Source organism: Cellulomonas sp. (assembly GCF_015234515.1).
In the GTDB taxonomy this organism is placed as follows: Bacteria; Actinomycetota; Actinomycetes; order Actinomycetales; family Cellulomonadaceae; genus Cellulomonas.
In genome coordinates, this window is sequence record NZ_JADGMY010000031.1 from 66,679 (window position 1) to 91,778 (window position 25,100).

Genomic DNA, 25,100 nt, shown 5'->3' on the forward strand with positions numbered 1-25,100 from the left:
GGTGCCGGGGCCATCGTGGGCACTGTGACGACGTGCGGTCCCAGTCATGGGAACAGGGCATCCCGGCACGATTCGGGCATGCGGTGGACAGTATGACCCAGATCGACCGGACCAGCGGATGATAGTGGGGAACGGCAGATGGGCAATTCCGGCACTCGGCTGATCGTGGACGGCCGCGACGTGGCGGACGTCGTCGTCGCGGACACCTGGGCGCGCCGCGCCCGCGGGATGCTGGCGCGCAGCCCGCTCCCCGCGTCCATGTGGTTCGTGGGTGAGAGCGGCGTGCACGGTGTGGGCATGACACGGTCCCTCGACGTCGCCCTGCTCGACGACGCCGGCCGCGTGGTCGCCACGACGGTCCTGCGCCCGTTCGGCATGACGCGGCCCCGCCGGGGCGTCGCGGACGTCCTCGAGGCACCGTGCGGCAGCTTCGCCCGCTGGGGACTGGCGGTCGGCAGCACGCTGGCGCGACGAGGCGGGAGCGCGGCGGTGACCGGCGGGACGTGAGGCACACCGTCATCCTCGGCGCCCCGCGTCCCGGGACGTAGGGCCCACGGGCCGATTCGCCCGGGTGCCCGCTGGGCCCGTCGTGGGCCCAGCGACCCAGAGGTGCGCCGGAGGGCTCCCGCCAGGGCCCCGTCGGGCGCCTCGCGCCGCGGTAAAGCCTTTCAGCGATGTCAGTACCGCCCCGTAACGTTCTGCGACGTGCGTTCCCTCCCTCTCGCCGATCCCGGCACCCCGCCGCTGCGCGGTCCGCTCACGTACCTGGGCTGGCTCGCCCGCCGGCAGTGGGGCATCCTGCTCGCCGCCGTCGCGTGCGGCGTGGTGCAGTTCGCCTGCCAGGCCTTCCTGCCGTACCTGACGGGCCGGGCGATCGACGACGGGCTGGAGCAGGGCTTCGGGCCCGACCTGCTGCGGGCGGCGGGGTCGTTGCTCGCGCTCGGGCTGCTGAGCGCCGGCGCGTCGGCGGTCGGTCACCGCTTCGACGTCGCCAACTGGCTGCGGGCCGCGTTCACGACGTCGCAGCTCGTCGGCCGCACGTCGGCGCGCGCCGGTCACGCGATCACCGCGGAGCTGCCGACCGGTGAGGTCGTGTCCGCGGTGGCGAACGACGCGCTGCGGGTGGGCGAGGTCTTCGCCGTCATGGCGCGGTTCGTCGGCTCGCTGACCGCGTACGGTGCCGTGGCCGTCCTCATGCTGCGGGTGTCCGTGCCGCTCGGGCTCGTCGTGCTGCTCGGGCTGCCGACCGTCGCGGCCGCCCTCGGGCTGCTGGTCAAGCCGCTGCAGCGTCGGCAGTCGGAGCAGCGCGAGGCCTCGGGGCGCCTGACGACGCTCGGGGCCGACACCGTCTCGGGTCTGCGGGTGCTGCGGGGCATCGGTGGCGAGTCGGTCTTCACGGGTCGCTACCGCAGCCAGTCGCAGCTCGTGCGCGAGCGTGGCGAGCACGTCGCCGTCACGCAGTCGTGGCTCGACGCGCTGCAGGTGCTCCTGCCGGGCTCGTTCGTCATCGCGCTCGTGTGGATGGGCGCGCACATGGCCCTGGCCGGGACGATCACGCCCGGTCAGCTCGTGACGACCTACGGCTACGCCGCGTTCCTCGGCTGGCCGGTGCAGAACGCGACGGAGTTCCTGCAGGCGACCACGCGCGCGCTCGTCGGGACGCGCAAGGTGCTCGCCGTGCTGCGCGTCGTGCCTGCCGCCGGCGCGGTTCCCGGCGCCGCGTCCGCCATGCCGCCGGCGGGATCGCCGCTGGTCGACGAGGTCAGCGGTGTCACGCTCACGACCGGCCGTGTCGTCGCGCTGGTGTCCGCCGACCCCGACGAGTCCGCGCACATCGCCACGCGGCTGGGACGGTTCGACGACGGCGACGAGGCCGCCACGCCGGTGCTGCTCGGCGGCGTCCCGCTGCGTGACCTCCCGCTCGCCGAGGTGCGGCGCCGTGTCGTCGTCGCCGAGGCCATGCCGCAGCTGTTCTCCGGGACGCTCGCGGCCGGTCTCGACGTGCGCGGCGGCGCGAGCCGCGAGGACCTGCTCGCCGCCCTCGACCTCGCCGACGCGCACGACGTGCTCGACTCGGTGCCCGACGGGCTCGACGGCGAGCTGCCCGAGAAGGGCCGCTCCCTGTCGGGCGGTCAGCGCCAGCGCGTCGCCCTGGCACGTGCGCTGCTCACCGACCCCGAGATCCTCGTGCTCGTCGAGCCGACGAGCGCGGTCGACGCCCACACCGAGGCCCGCATCGCGGCGCGGCTCGCCGACGCCCGACGGGGCCGCACGACCCTCGTCGTCACCGCCAGCCCGCTGGTGCTGGACCACGTCGACGAGGTCCAGCTCGTCCAGGACGGCGTGCTGGTCGCCCGCGGCACGCACGCCGCACTCCTCGACGGCGCAGCCGGACCGGAGGTGGCGGCGAGGTACCGCGCGGTCGTCGGCCGGCAGCTGGACGACGACCTGCCGGTCGAGCCGACGTACGACGACACGCACGACGACCACCTGTCCCCCGCCGACCTGACCACCGGAGGTGCCGCGTGAAGCTCCCCATCGCCGACGCGGCGACCGTGCGCGCCTACGCCGGCGACCTGCTGCGCCGGCACCGCCGACCGCTCGGTGGTCTCGCGGTGCTCCACACGCTCGCGGCCGTCGCGGGTCTCGCCGGGCCGCTCCTGCTCGGACGCCTCGTCGACGCCGTCGCCCGGGGCACCGACGCGAGGTACGTCAACACGCTCGTCGTGGTCGGCGCGGTCGCGGTGCTCACGCAGACCGGGCTCATCCGGTACGCGCAGCGTGCGTCGATGCTGTTCGGCGAGAAGGTCTTCGCCGAGCTGCGGGAGGAGTTCCTCGAGACGGTGACGTCGCTGCCGCTGTCGGTCGTCGAACGAGCCGGCACGGGCGACCTCGTGGCGCGCACCACCAACGACGTCAACAAGCTGCAGCACGCCGTCCGCTTCGGCGTGCCGCGCGTCATCGTCGCGGTCGTCACGATCACGCTCACCGTCGTCGCGTGCCTGCTCATCGCCCCGCTGGTGGCCGTCGCGCTGTTCGTCGGGGTCCCGACGATGGTCCTGATGGTGCGCTGGTACCTCAAGCGAGCCACGCCCGCCTACGTGCGCGAGTCGGCGGCGTACGCGGTGCTCAACGGCACGATCACCGAGACCGTCGAGGGCGCCCGCACGGTCGACGCGCTGAGCCTCGCCGACGCGCGCGAGCGCCGCCTCCACGACGACCTGCGCGAGGCGTTCGACGCCGAGCGCGCGACGCTGCGGCTGCGCACGATCCTCTTCCCGGGGGTCGACCTCGCGTTCGTCCTCGCGCCCGTCGCCGTGCTGGTGTGGGGCGGGTACCTGGCCTCGACCGGTCACGTGACGCTCGGCGCGGTGACCACCATCGTGCTGTACGCCTTCCAGGTGACGGGCCCGGTCTGGGAGCTCATCTACTGGGTGGACGAGATCCAGGTCGCCACGACGGCGCTCGCGCGCATCGTCGGCGTGCGGCTCGTCGAGACGGACCGCGTGGCGACCGACGCGCGCCCCGCGGACGAGCGCGTCTCGACCCACGCCCTGCGGTACGCCTACCGCGAGGGCCACGACGTGCTGCACGGCATCGACCTCGACCTCGCTCCGGGTGAGCGGCTCGCCGTCGTCGGGCCGTCGGGTGCGGGCAAGTCGACGCTGGGCCGCATGCTCGCCGGGATCCACCCGCCCACGGGCGGGACCGCGACGGTCGGCGGTGTGCCGCTGGTCGACCTGCCGCTGGAGGAGCTGCGTGGTCATGTCGCGCTCGTCACGCAGGAGCACCACGTCTTCGTCGGCACCGTCGCGGACAACCTGCGTCTGGCCAAGGTCGAGGCGGACGACACCGAGATCGAGCACGCGCTGCGCGCGGTCGACGCGTGGGAGTGGGTCCAGGGCCTGCCCGACGGCCTGGCGACCGAGGTCGGCTCCGGCGGGACGCCGCTGACACCGGCGCAGGCGCAGCAGCTCGCGCTCGCCCGGCTGGTGCTGCTCGACCCGCACACGCTCGTGCTGGACGAGGCCACGTCGCTGCTCGACCCCCGCGCCGCCCGGCACCTCGAGCGGTCGCTGTCCGCGGTGCTCGCCGGCCGGACCGTCGTCGCGATCGCCCACCGGCTGCACACGGCGCACGACGCCGACCGGGTCGCCGTGGTCGACGCCGGACGGATCAGCGAGATCGGGCCCCACGACGAGCTCGTCGCGGCGGGCGGCGAGTACGCGGCGCTCTGGCGGTCCTGGCAGCACGAGTCCGCCTGACCGGCGCCCTCCGGTCAGGCGGCGTGCCGCGCGTCGGCGGGCGCCGCAGCCAGGTCCTGCGGCCCCTCCGGGCCGCCGGGCAGCGGCGGCCGTCCCGCCGCCTCGTCACGCACCAGCCGCCACCACAGCCCGACGGCGAACAGCCCGAAGATCCACCACTGCGCCGCGTAGGCGAGGTTCTGGATGTTGAGGCCGGATCCCGCGCGCGTCGGCGGACCGAGCGGCTCGAGCCCGTCCGCGGACGCCGGGTCGCCCGGGTCGCTCGTCTGGACCACGAGGTACCCGGTGTAGACGGGCCCGCCCCATGCGGCCAGCAGCTGCGCCGCGCTGATCGCGTCGGTGCGCCCGTCGGAGATGGGGCGCCCCGCCTCCTCCCCCACCTGCAGCCAGCCGACGACCTCGACGTCACCCGCAGGCGCGGCGGCGACGTCGGCGGTGGACGACCAGCCACGCACCACGGGCAGGACCGCGGTCCCGTCGGAGGTGGGCACACGCAGGGGGGTCAGCACCAGGTAGCCGTCGGTCTGCCCGTCGTGACCCCGGCCCGTCACGAGGAGCGTCGCGTCGTCGTCGTAGGTGCCCGTCACGACCGCCTTGCGGGCGACGAGGTCGCCGACGAAGGTCTCGCCCGGCGCGAGCAGCTCCGCGAGCGGCTCCGGGTCCGCCGAGACCACGCGCTCCGCCTCGCGCTCCGCCGCCGCCGCCCCCCGGACGTCCGCACGTTCGAGCTGCCACGCGCCGAGCCGACCGCAGACGGCAGCGGCCGCGAGGAAGACCAGGAGGAGGCCGAGCATGCGCGGCCGCAGCGCTGCGCGCCACAGGGAGGTGGGGGTGTCGACCACACCTCACGGTACCCGGCGTGACCGGCCCGCCCGGCCGGCGCGGGACGTGAGGTTCACCCCTGGGCCCTGTCCCATGCCCCTGCGCCCGGGTGGCATGTGCGCTTGTATGGCTGTGGTCAGGAGCACAGGCGATGTGGGCCAGACGTCCCATGTCTCGCGACGACCTCAGGCAAGGCTGGGGGCCGACCCAGCGGAACAGCTCTTTCCCACGGGAGGGGACACATGACTTCCACCACCTCGGACCAGGATCGCCCTCCGGGCGCCGGTCCCATCGCCCCCGGGCACTTCGCCGCGGCGGAGGCACGCACGGCCTGGCGCAAGGGCAGGGGCGAGGTCGACGACGCGACCCTCCAGCGGATCGAGAAGTTCTGGCGCGCGGCCAACTACCTGTCGGTCGGCCAGATCTACCTGCTCGACAACCCACTGCTGCGCCGTCCGCTGAGCCGCGACGACGTCAAGCCGCGGCTGCTCGGCCACTGGGGCACCACGCCCGGGCTGAACTTCCTCTACGCGCACCTCAACCGCGCCATTGCCGAGCGCGAGCAGTCGACGATCTACATCACGGGTCCGGGTCACGGTGGCCCCGGCCTGGTGGCCAGCGCGTACCTCGACGGCACGTACTCGGAGGTGTACTCCGACGTCACCGAGGACGAGGAGGGGCTGCGCCGGCTGTTCCGCCAGTTCTCGTTCCCCGGCGGCATCCCGTCGCACGTCGCGCCCGAGACCCCCGGGTCGATCCACGAGGGCGGTGAGCTCGGCTACGCCCTGAGCCACGCGTACGGCGCCGCGTTCGACAACCCGCACCTGCTCGTCGCGGCCGTCGTCGGCGACGGCGAGGCGGAGACGGGCCCGCTGGCGACGAGCTGGCACTCGAACAAGTTCGTCAACCCGCAGCAGGACGGCATCGTCCTGCCGATCCTGCACCTCAACGGCTACAAGATCGCCAACCCGACGATCCTGGCGCGCATCCCCGACGACGAGCTGGCCGACCTCATGCGCGGGTACGGCCACAAGCCGCACGCGTTCGTCGCGGGCTTCGACGACGAGGACGAGCTGTCGATCCACCGGCGGTTCGCGCTCCTGCTCGACGAGGTCCTCGACGAGATCGCCGACATCAAGGCGCGTGCCGCGACCGGTGACCTGACCCGTCCGATGTACCCGATGATCGTCTTCCGCACGCCCAAGGGCTGGACCGGCCCGGCGGAGATCGACGGCAAGAAGACGACGGGTTCCTGGCGCGCGCACCAGGTGCCGCTCGCGAACGCCCGGGACACCCCCGAGCACCTCGCAGTGCTGGAGGAGTGGCTGCAGTCGTACCGGCCGGCCGAGCTGTTCGACGCCACGGGCCGCGTGGACGACGACATCTCGGCACTCGCACCGGCGGGCGACCTGCGCATGAGCGCGAACCCGCACGCCAACGGTGGTCAGCTGCTGCGCGACCTGCGCCTGCCGAACTTCCGCGACTTCGCGCAGGACGTGCCGGCACCCGGTGCGACGTTCGCGGAGGCGCCCCGCGTGCTCGGCGAGTACCTCACCGAGGTCATCCGCCGCAACCCGGACAACTTCCGGATCTTCGGCCCGGACGAGACCGCGTCCAACCGCCTGCAGGCGGTGTACGAGGTCACGGCGAAGCAGTGGAACGCCGAGTTCGAGGGCCCGGAGGTGGACGACCACCTCGAGCGGGCCGGCCGCGTCATGGAGATGCTGTCGGAGCACCAGTGCCAGGGCTGGCTCGAGGGCTACCTGCTGACCGGGCGCCACGGCCTGTTCACGTCGTACGAGGCGTTCATCCACATCGTCGACTCGATGTTCAACCAGCACGCGAAGTGGCTCAAGGTCACGAACGACATCCCGTGGCGCCGGCCGATCGCGAGCCTGAACTACCTGCTCTCGAGCCACGTGTGGCGGCAGGACCACAACGGCTTCAGCCACCAGGACCCCGGGTTCATCGACCACGTGGTCAACAAGAAGGCCGAGGTGGTGCGGGTCTACCTGCCGCCGGACGCCAACACGCTCCTGAGCACGTACGACCACTGCCTGCGCAGCCGGCAGTACGTCAACGTCGTCGTGTCGGGCAAGCAGCCCGCGCCCAACTTCCTCACCATGGAGCAGGCCGTCGCGCACTGCACACGCGGTCTGGGCATCTGGGAGTGGGCCGGTTCGGAGGCCAGGGACGAGGAGCCCGACGTGGTCCTCGCGTGCGCCGGCGACGTGCCGACGCTCGAGGTCCTGGCCGCGGCGGACATCCTGCGACGTGAGCTTCCGCAGCTCAAGGTGCGTGTCGTCAACGTCGTCGACCTCATGCGCCTGCAGGACGCGCGGGAGCACCCGCACGGCCTGTCGGACCGGGAGTTCGACACCATCTTCACGGCCGACCGCCCGATCGTGTTCGCCTACCACGGTTACCCTTGGCTCATCCACCGCCTCACGTACCGCCGCAACGGGCACGCCAACCTGCACGTCCGCGGGTACAAGGAGGAGGGCACCACCACGACGCCTTTCGACATGGTGATGCTCAACGACCTCGACCGGTACCACCTGGTCATCGACGTCATCGACCACGTCCACTGGCTGCGGGCCTCGCACGCGGGGCTCCGGCAGCGCATGGAGGACGCCCGCATCCGAGCCCGGCAGTACACGCGCGAGCACGGTGAGGACATCCCCGAGGTGCGCGACTGGGTGTGGCCCGACGTCGGTGAGACGGCGACCGAGGAGGGCGGCCCGCAGCCCCGGCAGTCGCCCGCGGCAGCGGACACCGGCGGTGACAACGAGTAGCACCCTTGCCAGCGGTCGCGTCCGGGCCCACCGGCCCGGACGCGACCGAAGAACCACGAGCCCCCACCGGGGCCAGAGAAGTGAGCAGCACTGTGGCCAGGACGATCTATGTCATGTCGGCCGAGGGTGACACGGGCAAGTCCGTCGTCGCACTGGGTCTCGTCGACCTGCTGACGCGCACCGTGCAGCGCGTCGGCGTCTTCCGACCCGTCGCACGGTCGACGGAGGAGCGGGACTACGTCCTCGAGCTGCTGCTCGAGCACGACGGTGTCGACATCGCGTACGAGGAGGCCGTCGGCGCGACGTACGACGAGGTCATCGAGGATCCCGACGCCGCGCTGTCCCGCATCGTGTCGCGGTTCCACGACGTCGAGCGACGCTGCGACGCGGTCGTCGTGGTCGGTACGGACTACACCGACGTCGCGGGACCGACGGAGCTCGCGTACAACGCGCGCATCGCCGCGAACCTCGCGGCCCCCGTGGTCCTCGTCGTCAACGGCGCCAAGCGCTCGCCCGAGGACGTCCACCACGCGGTCGACGTCGCGAGCACTGAGATCGTCGCCAACCACGCGCAGGTCGTCTCCGTCATCGCCAACCGGTGCGACCCCTCGGCGCTGGACGCGGTCCGCGAGGCGCTGGCCGGTGACGCACCGGTGTGGGCGCTGCCGGACTCGCCGCTGCTGTACGCGCCCACGCTGCGCCAGCTCATGCACGCGGTCGGCGGCACGCTGACCGGCGGGGACGAGGAGCTGCTCGGCCGCGAGGTGCTCGACGTGCTGGTGGGCGCCATGTCGATCGAGCACCTGCTCGACCGGCTGCAGGACGGTGCCGTCGTCATCACCCCCGGCGACCGCGCGGACGTGCTGCTCGGCCTGCTCATGGCCCACCAGGCCGAGGGGTTCCCGTCGCTCGCCGGCCTGATCCTCAACGGTGGCCTCACGCCCGCGCCGACGATCGAGCGCCTCGTCGCGGGCCTCGGCTCGCGTCTGCCCCTCATCACCACGTCGCTCGGCACCTTCCGCTCCGCGAGCGCCGCGGCTGCCACGCGCGGCCGCCTGACCCACGACGCGCAGCGCAAGGTCGACACGGCGCTCGCCCTGTTCGAGCAGCACGTCGACGGTGCCGAGCTGCTCGCGACGCTCGACGTGCCGCGTCCTGGCGTCGTCACGCCGCTGATGTTCGAGTACACGCTGCTCGACCGGGCGCGCTCGGACCGCAAGCACGTCGTGCTGCCGGAGGGCAACGACGACCGCATCCTGCGCGCCGCCTCGACGCTGCTGCAGCGTCAGGTCGCCGACCTCACGATCCTCGGGGAGGAGGCCGCGATCCGCGCACGCGCGACCGAGCTCGGCCTCGACCTCGACGGCGCCCAGGTCATCGACCCGAAGAACGGCCAGACCCTGGAGCGGTTCGCGGAGGTCTACACCGAGCTGCGCCGCCACAAGGGCATGACGGTCGAGCGCGCGCGGGAGATCGTGTCGTCCGTGTCGTACTTCGGCACGCTCATGGTGCAGCTCGGCATGGCCGACGGCATGGTGTCGGGCGCGGTCCACACGACCGCGCACACCATCAAGCCGGCGTTCGAGATCATCAAGACGACGCCTGGTGTGGGTAGCGTGTCGAGCTGCTTCCTCATGTGCCTCGAGGACCGCGTCCTCGTGTACGCCGACTGCGCGGTGATCCCCGACCCGACGGCCGAGCAGCTCGCGGACATCGCGATCTCGTCGGCCGAGACGGCCGTGCAGTTCGGGATCGACCCGCTCATCGCGATGCTCTCGTACTCCACGGGCGAGTCCGGTTCCGGCGCCGACGTCGAGAAGGTCCGCGAGGCGACGCGGCTGGTGCGCGAGCGCCGTCCCGACCTGTCCGTCGAGGGCCCGATCCAGTACGACGCCGCCGTCGACGCGTCGGTCGCCAAGACGAAGATGCCGGACTCCGCGGTCGCGGGCCGCGCCACCGTCTTCGTGTTCCCGGACCTCAACACGGGCAACAACACGTACAAGGCCGTGCAGCGCTCGGCGGGCGCCGTGGCCATCGGCCCGGTCCTGCAGGGTCTGCGCAAGCCCGTCAACGACCTGTCGCGCGGCGCGCTCGTGCAGGACATCGTCAACACCGTCGCGATCACCGCGATCCAGGCGCAGGCGCTCGACGCCGCCACCGCCGGCACGACCGGCACCGTCACGACACCGGAGGAATCCGCACGATGAGCACGTCCACCCCGTCCGAGCAGCACGCCGCGAGCGTGCTGGTCATCAACTCCGGTTCGTCGTCCATCAAGTACCAGCTCGTCGACCCGGACAGCGGGCAGGCCATCGCGTCGGGCATCGTCGAGCAGATCGGCGAGGGCGTCGGGTCGGTCAAGCACGTCGCGCTCGGCTCGACGACCCGTCGTGAGCTGCCGGTGCCGGACCACGCCGAGGGGCTCCGGGTCGTGCTCGGGCTGTTCGACGAGATCGGTCCGGACCTCGAGGCGGCGCACGTCGTCGCCGTCGGTCACCGCGTGGTGCAGGGTGGTGCGCTCTTCGACGGCCCCGTGCTGGTCGACGCCGAGGTCGAGCGCCTCATCGAGGAGCTGGCGCCCCTGGCCCCCCTGCACAACCCGGCGAACCTCACGGGCATCCGCGTCGCACAGGCCCTGCTGCCGGACGTCCCGCACGTCGTGGTCTTCGACACCGCGTTCTTCCGTCACCTGCCCGAGGCAGCGGCGACGTACGCGATCGACGCCGACGTGGCGGCGACGCACCGGGTGCGTCGGTACGGCGCCCACGGCACGTCGCACCAGTACGTCTCGCGACAGGTCGCCGAGCTCGTGGGCCGCCCGCTGGCGGACCTCAACCAGATCGTGCTGCACCTCGGCAACGGCGCGTCGGCGTCCGCCGTGCGCGGCGGGGTCGCAGCCGAGACGTCGATGGGCCTGACGCCGCTGGAGGGCCTGGTCATGGGGACGCGGTCGGGCGACATCGACCCCGCCGTCGTCGTCCACCTGCACCGCAACGCGGGCATGAGCATCGACGAGATCGACGACCTGCTCAACCGCCGCTCGGGCATCAAGGGCCTGTCGGGGGTGAACGACTTCCGCGCGCTGCACGACCTCGTCGAGCAGGGTGACGCCGGGGCGCGCCTCGCGCTCGACGTGTACCTGCACCGCCTGCGCAAGTACATCGGCGCGTACTACGCGGTGCTCGGCCGTGTGGACGTCATCGCCTTCACGGCGGGCGTCGGCGAGAACGACGACATCGTCCGTGCGGGCGTGCTCACCGGGCTCGAGGGCCTCGGGATCGAGGTCGACCTCGAGCGCAACGCAGGCCGCAAGTCGGAGCCGACGGTCATCTCGCCCGACGGCGCGCGGGTCACGGTGATGGTGGTGCCGACCAACGAGGAGCTGGCGATCGCACGCCAGGCACTGGAGGTCGTCGGCGCCTGAGCCGCACGACGCGACGGATCGCCCTGTCACCCCCGGCACCCCGGGGGTGACAGGGCGATCTGCTGTCGTCGCCGGTCAGGGCAGGCGGAGGCTGCGCTCGAGCTGCAGGAGGCGGGTGAGCACGCGCGGCCAGACCTCGGTGCCGAGCTCGTGGACCTGGCGCATGCCGAGCCCGCGCCCGGTGTGGACACCGTGCTGGGCCACCACCGCCTGCGTCCACGTCGTCTCCCACAGGCCCTCGCGCCCGTGGCGGCGCCCGTACCCCGACGCGCCGACACCGCCGATCGGCGCGCCGACGCTCCCCCACAGCAGATGGTGCGTGTCGTTGACGACCACCGCACCGGCCCGCACCCGCGCCGCGAGCACCGCCCCCCGCGCCGACGAGCGCGTCCACACGCCGGCCACGAGGCCCAGCTCGGAGTCGTTCATGGCGGCGACCGCCTCGTCGTCGGACGCCACCGGGTACACGGCGACGACGGGCCCGAACGTCTCCTCGCGGTAGGCCCGGGCCGGTGGCGGCACGTCGGCCAGCACCGTCGGCTCGTAGAAGTACGGGCCCAGGTCGGGCCGCTGCTCGCCACCCACGAGGACGGTCGCGCCGTGCCCCACGGCGTCCTCCACGTGCTCGACGACGCGCGCGAGCTGCGCGGGACCGACGAGCGAGCCCATGTCGGAGCGGTAGTCGAGGCCCGGGCCCAGGCGCAGCGCGGCCGTGCGGCGCACGAGCGCGGCCAGGAAGGCCTCCCGCACCTGCTCGTGCACGTAGATCCGCTCGATGCTCGCGCACAGCTGGCCCGCCGACCCGAAGCAGGCGCGCACCGCGCCCTCGGCGGCGGCCTCGACGTCGACGTCCGCCGCGACGTACATCGCGTTCTTGCCGCCGAGCTCGAGGGTGACCGGGACCCCGAGCTCACCCGCGCGCCCCGCGAACACCCGGCCCGACCGGGTCGAACCGGTGAACCCGGCGTGGGCGACGTGCTCCAGCAGGGCCATCCCGACGTCCGGTCCGCCGACCACGACCTGCAGGAGGTCCTCCGGCAGGCCGGCGTCCTCGAGCAGCTCGGCGCACCACAGGAGCGTGAGGGCGGTCTGCGGGTCCGCACGCAGCAGCACCGCGTTGCCGGCGACGAGCGCGGTCAGCGAGTCCCCCAGCCCGAGCGAGAGCGGGTAGTTCCAGGGGGTGACGATGCCGACGACGCCGACGGGGTGACGCAGGACGCGCGCCGACGCGAACGGGCCGGTCAGCGCGCGCACGCTGCGCGGCGCCAGGAGCCGGCGCGCGCGCAGCGCGTAGTAGCGCGCCGTGTTCGCGGCCTCGCCGAGCTCCTCCCACGCGTGGGTGCGCGCCTTGCCGGTCTCGACCTGCAGCAGGTCGAGGACGTCGGACTGGCGCTCGAGGAGCAGGTCGTGCACCCGCAGCAGCACCGCGGCGCGCTCGGCGACGGGGCGCGCGGCCCACAGACGCTGCGCGGCGCGGGCCCGGCGGGCCGCGTCCGGCAGGTCGTCGACGCCGGTCAGGGGGACGGCCGCGATGGGCGCGCCGGTGAACGGGGCGATGGACGCGGACGTCGCGTGCCCAGGGCTCGCGACGACGCGGGCCAGGAGCGGGCGGATGTCGTCCGGCTCCAGCACGTACGTGGCGAGCGGGTCGGTCTCCGGGTCCTGCAGGTCGGCATGCTCGTGCGCCATCGCGTCAGGCTACGCCGGGCCTGCGAGGCGGGCGCCCGGCGCGCCGCGTGGGGTGCCCGGGCCGGGCAGACCCGGGACCATCGGGCGACGAGATTGACGCCACGTTGACATTGTGGTGACGTCACAATGGTGTCATGCTGACGTCATGGACCTGACCCGCTATGTCGACGACCTGCAGGACCGGCTCGCCACGGCGGCCGACATCGGCGGCGACGACGCGCGGCGGCTCGCCCAGCGCCTCACCGCCCCGCTGGACGCGGCGGTGCGGCTCGTCCTGCTCGACGCCCTGACCGCTGCCGCCGGGGAGATCTCCGCCGAGCTGGCACCCGGGTCCGTCGACGTGCGGCTGCGCGCCGGCGCCCCGGAGTTCGTGGTCGACGCCGGCACCCCGACGGACCGGACCGGGACCCCGGCGCCCACCGCGCCCGCACCGGCCGACGCCGCCGCCCCCGAGACCGACGAGGGCACCACGACGCGCACGACGCTGCGCCTGCCGGACCACCTCAAGGCCCAGGTCGAGGTCGCCGCCTCGCGCGAGGGCCTCTCCGTGAACTCCTGGCTCGTCCGCGCGGTCGCGTGCGCGCTCGACCACCCCGCAGGACGCGCGTCCCCGCAGCCGCGCACCGACCCGCGCGCCGCGAACCGACTCACCGGCTGGGTGCGCTGAGCAGCGTCCGACACCCCGCCGCCCGACACCACCGCCCGCGACCTCCTGGAGCCCCGCATGCCCACGTTCCCCGCCACCGCGCCCGTCCCGGTCGTCGTCGACGTGCCGTTCGGCAACCTGCACGTCGTCGCGAGCGACCGTGACGACGTCGTCGTGACCGTCCTGCCCGCCGACGCCACCAAGGCCGGATCCGTGCGCGCCGCCGAGGAGACGCGCGTCGAGCGCCAGGGCGACGCGGTGGCGATCGTCTACCCGGCCGCGTGGCGGCAGTACGTGATGCCGTTCAGCGCCGGTGGCGCCCGCGTGACCATCGAGGTCCCCACCGGGTCGGACCTCAGCGGCAAGGCCGGCTCGCTGTACGCCGAGGGCCGGCTCGGCACCGTCGACCTGCGGCTCAACGGCGGCGACGCCCGGCTCGACGACGTCGCTCGCCTGGACCTCGACGTGAGCGCGGGCTCGGTCGTCGTGGGGCACGTGACCGACCGCGCCAGGGTGCGGGCCGGCGCCGGGAGCGTCCGCATCGCCGCGCTGACGGGCGACGGCGAGGTCCACGCCCGCAACGGCGGCACCTCCGTCGGCGCGGTCACCGGGTCGCTGCAGGTCGCCGGCGTGCACGGCGACGTCGTCGTCGGCACGGTACGCGGCACCGTCACCGCCAAGGCGGCCGCCGGCGGCATCCGCATCGAGCGCGTGGAGTCGGGCGCGCTCACCCTCACGACGTCGTACGGCTCGATCGAGGTCGGCGTCCCGCAGGGCACGGCCGCCTGGCTCGACGTGGCCTCGAAGCACGGCACCGTCCGCAACGACCTGACCGCGAGCGACCGCCCGGCCGACGGCGACGCCACCGTCGAGGTCCACGCCGGCACCGGGTACGGCGACGTGCTCGTCCGCCGCCCCTGAGCCACACCGTCCCGCCCGCACCCGACCCGCCCGGAGGACCTCATGACCAGCGAACCTGCCGTGGACGTCCGCGGCCTGCGCAAGTCGTACGGCGACCTGACGGTCCTCGACGGCGTCGACCTGACGGTCGCTCCCGGCACCGTGACGGCCCTCCTCGGCCCCAACGGCGCCGGCAAGACCACGGTCGTGGGCATCCTGTCCACGCTGCTCGCGCTCGACGGCGGCACCGCCCGGGTCGCCGGCGCCGACGTGGTGACCCAGGCGGACGCGGTCCGCGCCAGGATCGGCGTCACAGGGCAGGTGTCGGCCGTCGACGACCTGCTCACCGGGGTCGAGAACCTGCGGCTGATGACCTCGCTGCACCACCTCGGCCGCCGCGCCGGACGCGAGCGGGTCGCCGAGCTGCTCGCGCAGTTCGGCCTCACCGATGCCGCGCGCAAGCCCGTGTCCACGTGGTCGGGCGGCATGCGGCGCAAGCTCGACCTCGCGATGACGCTCGTGGGGTCCCCCTCGGTCGTGTTCCTCGACGAGCCGACCACGGGTCTCGACCCGCGCAGCCGACGGACGCTGTGGGACGAGGTGCGCGCGCTGGTGGCGGGCGGCACCACGGTGCTGCTCACCACGCAATATCTCGAGGAGGCCGACCACCTGGCCGACCGCGTCGCCGTGCTCGACCGCGGCCGCATCGTCGCCGAGGGCACGCCTGACGAGCTGAAGTCGGCGCACGACGCCGGGTCGCTCGACGACGTCTTCCTGCGCCTGACCGAGCCTCCCCCCGCTCCCCCGACCTCGAAGGAGGTGGCCTGATGACCACCGCGACGCTCGTCCCCACCAGCGGCGCCCGCCCGCTGACGGACATGCTGACGATGCTGCGACGCAACCTGCTGCGCGCGGTGCGCTACCCCGGCCTGACCAGCTTCACCGTGATGATCCCCGTCCTGCTGCTCCTGCTGTTCGTGTTCGTCTTCGGCGGCGCGATCGGCGCGGGCGTCGCTCCGGGGGTCACGGCGGGCGCCGCCGGACGGGCGGTGTACCTCGACTACATCACGCCGGCGATCCTGCTGTTCGCGGTCCTCGGCGCGGCGCAGAGCGTCGCGATCACCGCCGCGATGGACGCGCACAGCGGGATCATGGCGCGGTTCCGGACCATGGCGATCGCACCGGGCTCGGTGCTGGGCGGACCGGTCCTCGGCACCGTGGTCCAGGGCGTGCTCGCCGTGGCCGTCGTGCTGGCGCTGGCCGTCGCGCTCGGGTTCCGCCCGGGAGCCGGTGCGCTGGACTGGCTCGCGCTCCTCGGCCTCGTCGCGCTGGCCACGTTCGCGACGAGCTGGCTGTGCGTCGCGATGGGGCTCGCCGCGCCGTCGGTGGAGACCGCGTCCAACACGCCGATGCTGCTGACCGCGCTGCCGTTCCTCGGCACCGGGTTCGTCCCCCTGGAGACGCTGCCGACGCCGGTGCGCGCCTTCGCCGAGCACCAGCCGTTCACGCCCGTCGTCGAGACGGTGCGCTCCCTGCTCGCGGGCACCGCTCCCGAGGTCTCGACGACGCTCCTCTCCGTCGGCTGGTGCGTCGCGATCGCCGCCGTCGGGTACGCGTGGTCCCACGTCCTCTACCGCCGGGAGCGCCGCTGACGGATGTTGCCCACGTCACTCCGACCGCCGTGCGACGATGCCGTAAGGTAAGCCTTGCCTACAGAGCCTGCATCCGCGGGCCCGTCGGGGCCGTCTCGCCCCACGACGACAGCGAACCTCTGCGAAGGACATCATGCGCACTGCGCCCTCCCGCCGTGTCTGGCGACCGCTGGTCGCCGCGACGGCCGCCTCGCTCCTGCTCGCCGCCTGCGCCGCCGACGGTGGCACCGAGCCGACCGACGACGCGACGTCCGACACCGCCTCGGCCGCCTTCCCCGTGACGATCACGAGCACGTTCGGCGAGACCACGATCGACGAGGAGCCCACGGCGGTCGCCACCGTCAACTGGGGCAACCACGACGTGCCGCTCGCGCTGGGCATCGTGCCGGTCGGGTTCCCGAAGGCGACCTACGGCGACAACGACGACGACGGCGTGCACCCCTGGACGTACGAGGCGCTCGAGGCGCTCGACGCGACGGGTGACGACCTGCCGGTGCTGTTCGACGAGACCGACGGGATCCCGTTCGAGGACGTCAACAACACGGCGCCCGACGTGGTGCTCGCGGCGTACTCCGGGCTCACCGAGGACGACTTCTCGACGCTGTCGCAGATCGCGCCGACCGTGTCGTTCCCCGAGTACGCCTGGGGCACCAACTGGAAGGACATGGCGCTCATCAACGGCGAGGCGCTCGGGCGCAAGGCCGAGGCGCAGCAGCTCGTCGACGACGTCCTGGCACAGATCGACGACGCGCTCGCGGAGCGCCCCGACATCGAGGGCAAGACCGTCGCGTACACGTGGGTCGACCCGGCCGACCCGAGCACGATCGGGGTGTACACGCCGCTCGACGCGCGCGTGCAGCTCCTCGACGACCTGGGCATGACGACCGCGCCCTCGGTGGTCGAGCTCGCCGGCGACACGGACCAGTTCTTCGTGAACCTGGCCGCCGAGCAGGCCGACACCCTCGCGGACGCCGACGTGCTCGTCACCTACGGCGACGACACCACCCTGGCGACGATGCAGGCCGACCCGCTGCTCAACAAGATCCCGGCCGTCGCGCGCGGCTCGGTCGTCGTGGTCCCGGACGCCGACCCGCTGGCCTCGGCCACGTCCGGCCCGACCATCCTGTCGGTGCCGTGGGCGCTCGACGCGTACCTCGACCTGTTCCAGGCCGCGGCCGCCCAGGTCGGATGACACTCACCGCCACGGCAGGGACGCCGGGCACACCCCTCGCGGTGCGCCCGGCGTCCCTGCGCCGTCGGCGCGTGCTGGGCATGGCCGCGTGCGGCCTCGCGGTCCTGCTGGCCGCCGTGGCGTCCCTCGCGTTCGGGGCCCGCGTCGTGGGCTGGTCCGACGTCCTCGCCGGCGTGCTGCACCCCGACACCAACGACATCGCGCAGGCCGCCGTGCGGTCCCGCGTCGCCCGCACGCTCCTCGGGCTGCTCGTCGGTGCCGCGCTCGGCGTCGGCGGTGCGGTGCTGCAGGGGCTGACGCGCAACCCGCTGGCCGACCCCGCACTCCTGGGCATCAGCTCCGGGGCGTCGCTCGCCGTGGTCCTGGGGATCATGCTGCTGGGCATGTCCACGCTCACGCAGTACGTGTGGATGGCGTTCCTCGGGGCCGCGCTCGCCTCCGTCGTCGTGTACGCGATCGGGTCCCTCGGACGTGAGGGCGCGACCCCGCTCAAGCTCGCGCTCGCCGGGGCCGCGACGACGGCCGCGCTCGGCTCGGGCGTGTCCATGGTGCTGCTCTCGCGCACCGACGTGCTCGACACCTTCCGCTTCTGGCAGGTCGGTTCCCTGGGGCGGGCCTCGTTCGCCGAGATCGCGCAGGTCCTGCCGTTCCTCGCCGTGGGTGCCGTCCTCGCCGTGGGGTGCGCGCGCGGCATGGACGCCATCGCGCTGGGCGACGACGTCGCCGTCGGGCTGGGTCAGCGCGTGGGCGCGATCCGCGCCGTCGGTGGTGCCGCCGCCGTGCTGCTGTGCGGCACCGCGGTGGCCGTCGCCGGACCCATCGGGTTCGTCGGCCTGGTCATCCCGCACCTGGCCCGCACGTTCACCGGCCCGAGCCACCGCTGGCTGCTGCCCGCCTCCGCCGCGCTCGGTGCGGCGCTCCTGCTGGCCGCCGACGTCGTCGGGCGCGTCGTGGCCCGACCGCAGGAGATCGAGGTCGGCATCGTCACCGCCGTGCTCGGCGCCCCCGTCTTCATCGCCATCATCCGACGGCACAAGGTGGCGGCGCTGTGACCGCCGTCCTGGCGGCGGACCGCCCCGCCGGCAGCGTCGTCGCCCACGGTCGCCGCGTCCGTGCGCGCCGGCACCGCACCGTGCTGGTCGTGCTCGTCCTGGCGGTCGTCGCCGTCGCCGTCGTCGCGCTGTGCGTCGGCCAGCGGTCGTACGCACCGTCCGAGGTGCTGCGCGTGCTGCTCGGCGAGCAGGTGCCCGGCGCGTCGTTCAACGTCGGGGTGCTGCGTGCACCGCGCGTGCTGACCGGGATCCTCGTCGGCGTCGCGTTCGGCATGGGCGGCGTCGTGTTCCAGACGATGCTGCGCAACCCCCTGGCGAGCCCCGACATCATCGGCGTGAGCGCCGGGTCCAGCGCGGCCGCCGTCGTGGCGATCACGATGTTCGGCCTGTCCGGCGCGGCCCTGTCCGTCGTGGCCGTCGTCGCCGGGCTCGCCGTCGCCGCCACGATCTACGCGCTGTCGTGGCGCAGCGGCGTGCAGGGGGCCCGGCTCGTCCTCATCGGCATCGCCGTCGGCGCGATGCTCGACTCCGTCATCGGCTACGCGATGACCCGGGCGGGCATCTACGACGCGAACGAGGCGCTGCGGTGGCTGACCGGCTCCCTCAACTCCGCGTTCTGGCCCGGGGTCGGCCCCCTCGCCGTCGCCCTCGCGATCCTGGTCCCGGTCCTGCTGGTCCTGGCACGGCGGCTGCCCGCGCTGGAGCTCGGCGACGACGCCGCCGCCGGGCTCGGGGTGTCACCGGACCGCTCACGGCTCGCGCTGCTGCTCGTCGCCGTCGCCGTGATCGCCGTCGCGACCGCGGCGACCGGGCCCATCGCCTTCGTCGCCTTCCTGTCGGGGCCGATCGCCCACCGCCTGGTGCGTGGCACGGGTGCCCTCCTCGTGCCCGCCGCGCTGGTCGGCGCCCTCCTCGTCCTGGTGGCCGACCTCGTCGGGCAGCACCTGCTCGTGCACCGCTTCCCCGTCGGCGTCGTCACCGGCGTCCTGGGCGCGCCCTACCTGCTCTGGCTGCTGGCCAGGACCAACCGATCCGGAGGCTCCCTGTGACGGACCCCGTGCACACCCTCGCGGTCGAGGGAATCACCGTCGGGTACGACGACCGGGTGGTCGTGCACGACATGACCCTCGAGATCGAGCCCGGCGCGGTCACCGCGATCGTCGGCGCCAACGGCTGCGGCAAGTCCACGCTGCTGCGGGCGATGGCGCGCCTGCTGCCCGCGCGCACCGGTGCCGTCCTGCTCGACGGCACACCGATCGACACCATGAGGTCGCGCGACGTCGCGACGGTGCTCGGGCTGCTGCCGCAGGCGCCCGTGTGTCCCGAGGGCATCGCCGTGGCCGACCTCGTCGGGCGCGGCCGGTACCCGCACCAGGGCTGGTTCCGGCGCTGGACGACGCAGGACGACGAGGTCGTCGAGCAGGCGCTCGTCGCCACGGACATCCTCGACCTCGCGGACCGGTCGGTCGACGAGCTGTCCGGCGGTCAGCGCCAGCGCGTGTGGATCGCGATGGCCCTCGCGCAGCAGACCGACGTGCTGCTCCTCGACGAGCCGACGACGTTCCTCGACGTCGCCCACCAGGTCGACGTGCTCGACCTCCTCGTCGACCTCAACCGCGACCGCGGCACGACGATCGTCATGGTCCTGCACGACCTCAACCTCGCCGCGCGGTACGCCGACCACCTCGTCGCACTCACCGACGGACGGCTCTACGCGCAGGGTGACCCCTCGGACATCGTGACCGAGCAGATGGTGCAGGACGTCTTCGGCATGGCCTCGCGCGTCGTGCCGGACCCCGTCACGGGCTCTCCGCTGGTGCTGCCCCTGGGCCGGCACCACGCGTCTGCGGCGACCGTCCGCAGGTTCGGGCACGGCCCGTCGGCCGCGCCCACCGAGCTGCCGGTGGCCGTGCCCGCACCGTGACCACCACGGCGCGGGCGTCGACCCTCGCCGTCAGTGCGGCTGGTACGGCGAGACGACGACCTCGATCCGCTGGAACTCCTTGAGGTCCGAGTACCCCGTGGTGGCCATCGCCCGGCGCAGCGCACCGATGAGGTTGAGCGTGCCGTCGGCCGTGTGACCCGGCCCGAACAGGATCTGCTCGAGGGTGCCGACCGTGCCCACCTCGACGCGCTCACCGCGCGGCAGCTGGGGGTGGTGCGCCTCGGGGCCCCAGTGGAACCCCCGGCCCGGGGCGTCGGTCGCGCGCGCCAGCGCCGCACCCAGCATGACCGCGTCCGCGCCGCACGCGACCGCCTTGACCAGGTCGCCCGAGCGCCCGACGCCGCCGTCGGCGATGACGTGCACGTACCGGCCGCCCGACTCGTCGAGGTAGTCGCGGCGGGCTGCGGCCACGTCGGCGACGGCCGTCGCCATGGGCGCGTGGATGCCGAGGGACACGCGCGTGGTGTGCGCCGCTCCCCCGCCGAACCCGACGAGGACGCCGGCTGCACCCGTGCGCATGAGGTGCAGCGCCGCGGTGTACGTCGACGCGCCGCCGACGATCACGGGGACGTCGAGCTCGTAGATGAAGCGCTTGAGGTTCAGCGGCTCGGCGCGCCCGGACACGTGCTCGGCCGACACGGTGGTGCCGCGGATGAGGAACACGTCGACGCCCGCGTCGACGACCGTGCGCCAGTGCTCCTGCGTGCGCTGCGGGCTCAGGGCCCCCGCGACGACGACCCCCGCGTCGCGGATCTCCTGCAGCCGGGCACGGATCAGCTCGGGGCGGATCGGGGCGGCGTAGATCTCCTGCATGCGGGCGGTCGCGCGCGGCGCGTCGAGCGCGGCGATCTCCTCGAGCAGCCCGGTGGGGTCGTCGTAGCGCGTCCACAGACCCTCGAGGTCGAGGACACCGAGACCACCGGCGCGTCCCAGCGCGACGGCGGACGCGGGGCTCATCACCGAGTCCATGGGTGCCGCGAGCACGGGCAGGTCGAAGTGGTAGGCGTCGATCTGCCAGCCGACCGAGACCTCCTCCGGGTCACGCGTGCGGCGCGACGGCACCACCGCGATGTCGTCGAAGGAGTACGCCCGGCGTCCTCGCTTGCCCCTACCGATCTCGATGTCGCTGGTCACCCGACGAGCCTACCGGCGTGCGCAGGGTGGCCCTGCGCGCGCCGTGTGCCGCGCGTCTCAGCGGCCCGTGTAGTTGGGCGCCTCGACCGTCATCTGGATGTCGTGCGGGTGGGACTCCTTGAGGCCCGCCGGCGTGATCCGGATGAACTGGCCGCGCTCCTGCAGCTGGGGGATCGTGTGCGCGCCGACGTAGAACATCGACTGGTGCAGCCCGCCGACCAGCTGGTGCGCCACTGCCGACAACGGCCCGCGGTACGGCACCTGCCCCTCGATGCCCTCGGGGACGATCTTCTCGTCGGTCGTCACGTCGGCCTGGAAGTACCGGTCCTTGGAGTACGACACCCGCCCGCGCGACGCCATCGCCCCGAGGGAGCCCATGCCGCGGTAGTGCTTGAACTGCTTGCCGTTGACGAACACCAGGTCGCCGGGCGACTCGTCGCAGCCCGCGAGCAGCGACCCCAGCATGACGGTGTCGGCACCCGCGACGAGCGCCTTGGCGATGTCGCCCGAGTACTGCAGGCCGCCGTCACCGATGACCGGCACACCGGCCGGGCGGCACACCTGCGACGCGTCGTGGATCGCGGTCACCTGCGGCACACCGACGCCGGCCACGACCCGCGTCGTGCAGATCGACCCGGGCCCGACCCCGACCTTGACGGCGTCGACGCCGGAGTCGACCAGCGCCTGGGCGCCGGCGCGCGTCGCGACGTTCCCGCCGATGACCTGGACGTGACGCGTCGCCGGGTCCGACTTCAGGCGCCGGACCATGTCCAGCATGAGGCGGGCGTGCCCGTTGGCGGTGTCGACGACGAGCACGTCGACACCCGCCTCGACGAGCGCGGTCGCACGCTCCCACGCGTCGCCGAAGAACCCGATCGCGGCACCGACGACCAGGCGCCCGTCGGCGTCCTTGGTGGACTGCGGGTACTGCTCGGTCTTGACGAAGTCCTTGACGGTGATGAGGCCGGCGAGCCTGCCCTGGTCGTCGACGAGCGGGAGCTTCTCGACCTTGTGCTTGGCGAGCAGCGCCGCCGCGTCGGCGCGTGCGATGCCGACCGGAGCGGTGATGAGCGGCATCGAGGTCATCTCGTCGCGCACGCGCCGCGTGGCGAACTCCGCGGCGGGCACGAAGCGCAGGTCGCGGTTGGTGATGATGCCCACGAGCCGGCGGTCGTCGTCGACGACGGGCAGGCCCGACACGCGGTACGTGCCGCACAGCGCGTCGAGCTCCGCCAGCGTCGCGTCGGGTCCGACGGTCACGGGGTCGGAGACCATGCCGGACTCGGAGCGCTTGACCACGTCGACCTGGTGCGCCTGGTCGGCGATCGACAGGTTGCGGTGCAGGATGCCGACGCCGCCCTGACGCGCCATGGCGACGGCCATGCGGGACTCGGTGACCGTGTCCATGGCCGCCGAGACCAGGGGGACGCGCACGGTGATCTCGCGCGTCAGCTGCGAGGTCGTGTCGACCTCGGACGGGATCACGTCCGTCTCGCCCGGCAGCAGCAGGACGTCGTCGTAGGTGAGACCGACCCGGGCGAACGGGTCCGCGGGTGACGTGGAGGAATCGGGCGCCGTCATCACCTCAGGATACGGGGCGGACGGCGGCGCCGGGACTCCCGCTCAGTCGATGATCCCGCGCCGCAGCCCGATGGCGACGGCCTGGGCCCGGTCCGACGCCCCGAGCTTGCGGAACAGGCGGCGGGCGTGCGTCTTGACCGTGTCCTCCGAGAGGAACAGCTCCTGCCCGATCTGCGCGTTGGAGCGCCCGTGGCTCATGCCGACGAGCACCTCGATCTCGCGCTTGGTCAGCACGGGGTTGGGCTCGCCCTGGCGCGGTGCGACACCGGCGTCGGCGCGCGACACGTGCGTCTCCTGCAGCGGCGAGGCCGGGTGCGGCACCGCCGGCACCCCCGGCGGCCCGGACGAGACGGGACTGGCCTGCACGTGCGCGGCCACGGCGGCGAGCTCGGCGCGGCCCACGTCGGGGGCCAGGAAGCCACGCGCACCGAGCGCGAGCGCGCGATCGAGGGCCTCCCCGTCGTCGGGACCGGCGAGCAGCACGATCGCGGCAGACGGCGCGACGGAACGCAGCCGTCGGATCGCCTCGGCGGGGCCCGCACCCGGTAGGTGGGCGTCGAGCAGGACGACGGTGGGCGCGATGCGGCGCGCGAGCGCCAGCAGCTCGTCGGCCGTCGCTGCAGCGCGGACGGGCGCCAGCGACGGCACACCGATCGATGTCACGACGAGCCGCTCACGAACGGTCGCCGAGCCGTGGCAAACCACGACTCCAGCCATGGGGTTCCTCCTCGCGCCGATCCCGTCACCACATGCGTGCACGGTCCATGCCTGCATCGGCGTTACCGGTGCGTCACGTTAGCCCTCCGCACCGACGGTCGAGTGTCGAACGCGCCGTTTCCTCACGGTTGCGGGCTGGCGCGTGCAATGGCGTCACGCGAACGGGTCACGCAACCGTGAGGGGATGACAGCGGTCACAGGGATGCAGACTGCGTGACGGCCGCCAGCGCCTCGTGGACGAGCCCCGGGATCGTGCGGGACCGGTGCACCGAGCGGTCGAGGGGGACACGCTCCTCGGCGGCATCGGGCACCATGACGAACTGCGGGAGGTCGGTGCGTTCCTGCGCGAGGCGCGCCACGACCGACAGGTCCGGGGTCGCGGACTCCGACAGGGTCACGACGGCCCGGGCGCGCGTCATGAGCGCCAGCTCGCCCGCGTGCCGCGTGGAGACGGGGCCGGCGACGAGCCGCGCGTCGACGCCGCCGTCCACCAGCGCGGCCGCCAGCACGTGCGCGACGACGGACCGCGGCTCCCCCGGCACCGGCAGGAGCAGGACCACGGGAGCGCCGGTGGGCGGGGGCGCCGCGGTGCGCGCCCGCAGCGCACCGAGCACCGCGCCGACGAGCGTCTCGCGAGCGTCGACACCCGGGCGCTCGACGACGGTCCGCCGCGCGAGCGCCGCCAGCGCCGGCTGCACGCGGTCGACCCACCACCGCGTGAGGTCGAGCCCCGCGGGGTCGAGCAGCGCGGCGCAGCGGTCGGCACGGCCGGTGAGCGCGGCGTCGACGAGCGCGGCGACGCGGGCGGCGGCTCCGGCCGGACCACCCGGGAGGGACGGGCCGGACGCGCCCGGCGACGCTGCGCCCCCGCCCGGGACGGGGAGCCTGCCGGTGAGGTCGTCGCTGCCGGCGGTGGGCGCGGGCGGCGTGGCGACACCGTGCACGTCGGAGGACAGCGCGAGCCGCGCGGCCTCGGCGGGCGCGACACCGTCGATGGTGAGCCGGCGCATCACCATGAGCCGCTCGACGTCCTGGGCCGTGTAGCGACGGTGCGCACCGGCGGAGTGCTCGGAGGGCCCCAGCCCGTAGCGCCGGTCCCAGGTCCGCAGCGTCGCCGGCGCGACACCGAGGCGGCGCGCGACGGCGGCGACGGTCAGCGCGGGACCAGCCGGGGGCTCGTCTGCTGCGGGGACCATGAAGCGATTGTGCCAGCCGCGTGGCGCGATCCCCCGAGCCCGCGCCGGACCGGGACCTGCAAGGCGGACGGGCGTCCTGCACCTGCGTCC

Annotated in this window: 20 protein-coding genes; 14 read left to right on the plus strand and 6 right to left on the minus strand. The window is 73.8% G+C overall.

Going from position 1 to position 25,100, the window contains the following annotated elements:
* Positions 1 to 138: 138 nt before the first annotated feature.
* The 3 genes from IR158_RS17370 to IR158_RS17380 all read left to right on the plus strand — a co-directional run bounded on the left by IR158_RS17370 (position 139) and on the right by IR158_RS17380 (position 4,265).
* Entirely contained in the window at positions 139 to 507 is a 369-nt protein-coding gene (locus IR158_RS17370; protein ID WP_291815163.1) for a DUF192 domain-containing protein, read from the plus strand.
* A 198-nt stretch (positions 508 to 705) separates the two neighbouring features.
* The gene (locus IR158_RS17375; protein WP_291815166.1) at positions 706 to 2,529 is read left to right on the plus strand and encodes an ABC transporter ATP-binding protein; all 1,824 of its coding nucleotides are present in this window, start codon (positions 706 to 708) and stop codon (positions 2,527 to 2,529) included.
* Positions 2,526 to 4,265 carry an ABC transporter ATP-binding protein gene (locus tag IR158_RS17380; RefSeq protein WP_291815169.1) on the plus strand — a complete coding sequence of 580 codons (1,740 nt, stop codon included), beginning with the start codon at positions 2,526 to 2,528 and terminating at the stop codon, positions 4,263 to 4,265. Before IR158_RS17375 ends, IR158_RS17380 begins: the two co-directional genes overlap by 4 nt.
* A 14-nt stretch (positions 4,266 to 4,279) precedes the next feature.
* Here IR158_RS17380 and IR158_RS17385 read toward each other — a convergent pair whose 3' ends face one another.
* Positions 4,280 to 5,107 carry an SURF1 family protein gene (locus IR158_RS17385; RefSeq protein WP_291815171.1) on the minus strand — a complete coding sequence of 276 codons (828 nt, stop codon included), beginning with the start codon at positions 5,105 to 5,107 and terminating at the stop codon, positions 4,280 to 4,282.
* Positions 5,108 to 5,329: 222 nt separating this feature from the next.
* On the opposite strand from IR158_RS17385, the gene IR158_RS17390 reads away from it, so the two are divergent.
* The 3 genes from IR158_RS17390 (at position 5,330) to IR158_RS17400 (ending at position 11,306) form a co-directional block, all read left to right on the plus strand.
* The gene (locus IR158_RS17390; protein WP_291815174.1) at positions 5,330 to 7,882 is read left to right on the plus strand and encodes a phosphoketolase; all 2,553 of its coding nucleotides are present in this window, start codon (positions 5,330 to 5,332) and stop codon (positions 7,880 to 7,882) included.
* A 92-nt stretch (positions 7,883 to 7,974) separates the two neighbouring features.
* The gene (gene pta / locus IR158_RS17395) at positions 7,975 to 10,089 is read left to right on the plus strand and encodes a phosphate acetyltransferase (protein ID WP_291815177.1); all 2,115 of its coding nucleotides are present in this window, start codon (positions 7,975 to 7,977) and stop codon (positions 10,087 to 10,089) included.
* Positions 10,086 to 11,306 carry an acetate kinase gene (locus IR158_RS17400; protein ID WP_291815178.1) on the plus strand — a complete coding sequence of 407 codons (1,221 nt, stop codon included), beginning with the start codon at positions 10,086 to 10,088 and terminating at the stop codon, positions 11,304 to 11,306. The genes pta and IR158_RS17400 overlap by 4 nt, the downstream gene beginning before the upstream one ends.
* A gap of 75 nt (positions 11,307 to 11,381) precedes the next feature.
* On the opposite strand, the gene IR158_RS17405 is transcribed toward IR158_RS17400, so the two are convergent.
* Positions 11,382 to 12,995 (minus strand): succinic semialdehyde dehydrogenase, encoded by a 1,614-nt coding sequence (locus IR158_RS17405; RefSeq protein WP_291815180.1) that lies wholly within the window; start codon positions 12,993 to 12,995, stop codon positions 11,382 to 11,384.
* A gap of 145 nt (positions 12,996 to 13,140) precedes the next feature.
* Here IR158_RS17405 and IR158_RS17410 point away from each other — a divergent pair, with 145 nt between their 5' ends.
* From IR158_RS17410 to IR158_RS17445, 8 genes are all read left to right on the plus strand, one after another.
* The gene (locus IR158_RS17410) at positions 13,141 to 13,662 is read left to right on the plus strand and encodes a histidine kinase (protein ID WP_291815183.1); all 522 of its coding nucleotides are present in this window, start codon (positions 13,141 to 13,143) and stop codon (positions 13,660 to 13,662) included.
* Positions 13,663 to 13,719: 57 nt separating this feature from the next.
* The gene (locus IR158_RS17415) at positions 13,720 to 14,562 is read left to right on the plus strand and encodes a DUF4097 family beta strand repeat-containing protein (RefSeq protein WP_291815185.1); all 843 of its coding nucleotides are present in this window, start codon (positions 13,720 to 13,722) and stop codon (positions 14,560 to 14,562) included.
* A 42-nt stretch (positions 14,563 to 14,604) separates the two neighbouring features.
* Positions 14,605 to 15,369, plus strand: a complete 765-nt coding sequence (locus IR158_RS17420; protein WP_291815188.1) for an ATP-binding cassette domain-containing protein — start codon at positions 14,605 to 14,607, stop codon at positions 15,367 to 15,369.
* A complete protein-coding gene (locus tag IR158_RS17425) occupies positions 15,369 to 16,193 on the plus strand; it encodes an ABC transporter permease (RefSeq protein WP_291815191.1) in 825 nt (274 codons plus the stop codon). Before IR158_RS17420 ends, IR158_RS17425 begins: the two co-directional genes overlap by 1 nt.
* 133 nt (positions 16,194 to 16,326) lie before the next feature.
* The gene (locus IR158_RS17430) at positions 16,327 to 17,385 is read left to right on the plus strand and encodes an iron-siderophore ABC transporter substrate-binding protein (protein WP_291815192.1); all 1,059 of its coding nucleotides are present in this window, start codon (positions 16,327 to 16,329) and stop codon (positions 17,383 to 17,385) included.
* Positions 17,382 to 18,437: an iron ABC transporter permease gene (locus IR158_RS17435; protein ID WP_291815193.1), complete on the plus strand. Its 1,056-nt coding sequence runs from the start codon at positions 17,382 to 17,384 to the stop codon at positions 18,435 to 18,437. The genes IR158_RS17430 and IR158_RS17435 overlap by 4 nt, the downstream gene beginning before the upstream one ends.
* Positions 18,434 to 19,486 (plus strand): iron chelate uptake ABC transporter family permease subunit, encoded by a 1,053-nt coding sequence (locus tag IR158_RS17440; RefSeq protein WP_291815196.1) that lies wholly within the window; start codon positions 18,434 to 18,436, stop codon positions 19,484 to 19,486. The genes IR158_RS17435 and IR158_RS17440 overlap by 4 nt, the downstream gene beginning before the upstream one ends.
* A 71-nt stretch (positions 19,487 to 19,557) precedes the next feature.
* A complete protein-coding gene (locus tag IR158_RS17445; protein ID WP_291815246.1) occupies positions 19,558 to 20,361 on the plus strand; it encodes an ABC transporter ATP-binding protein in 804 nt (267 codons plus the stop codon).
* Positions 20,362 to 20,391: 30 nt separating this feature from the next.
* Here IR158_RS17445 and IR158_RS17450 read toward each other — a convergent pair whose 3' ends face one another.
* The 4 genes from IR158_RS17450 to IR158_RS17465 form a co-directional block, all read right to left on the minus strand.
* Positions 20,392 to 21,516, minus strand: coding sequence for a GuaB3 family IMP dehydrogenase-related protein (locus IR158_RS17450; protein WP_291815199.1), 1,125 nt, complete (start codon positions 21,514 to 21,516; stop codon positions 20,392 to 20,394).
* Between the two features lie 57 nt (positions 21,517 to 21,573).
* Complete coding sequence (guaB, locus tag IR158_RS17455; RefSeq protein WP_291815202.1) at positions 21,574 to 23,097, minus strand: IMP dehydrogenase; 1,524 nt, start codon at positions 23,095 to 23,097, stop codon at positions 21,574 to 21,576.
* Positions 23,098 to 23,139: 42 nt separating this feature from the next.
* The gene (locus IR158_RS17460; RefSeq protein WP_291815204.1) at positions 23,140 to 23,814 is read right to left on the minus strand and encodes a response regulator transcription factor; all 675 of its coding nucleotides are present in this window, start codon (positions 23,812 to 23,814) and stop codon (positions 23,140 to 23,142) included.
* A 194-nt stretch (positions 23,815 to 24,008) separates the two neighbouring features.
* A complete protein-coding gene (locus IR158_RS17465) occupies positions 24,009 to 25,010 on the minus strand; it encodes a MerR family transcriptional regulator (protein ID WP_291815206.1) in 1,002 nt (333 codons plus the stop codon).
* Positions 25,011 to 25,100 lie beyond the last annotated feature (90 nt).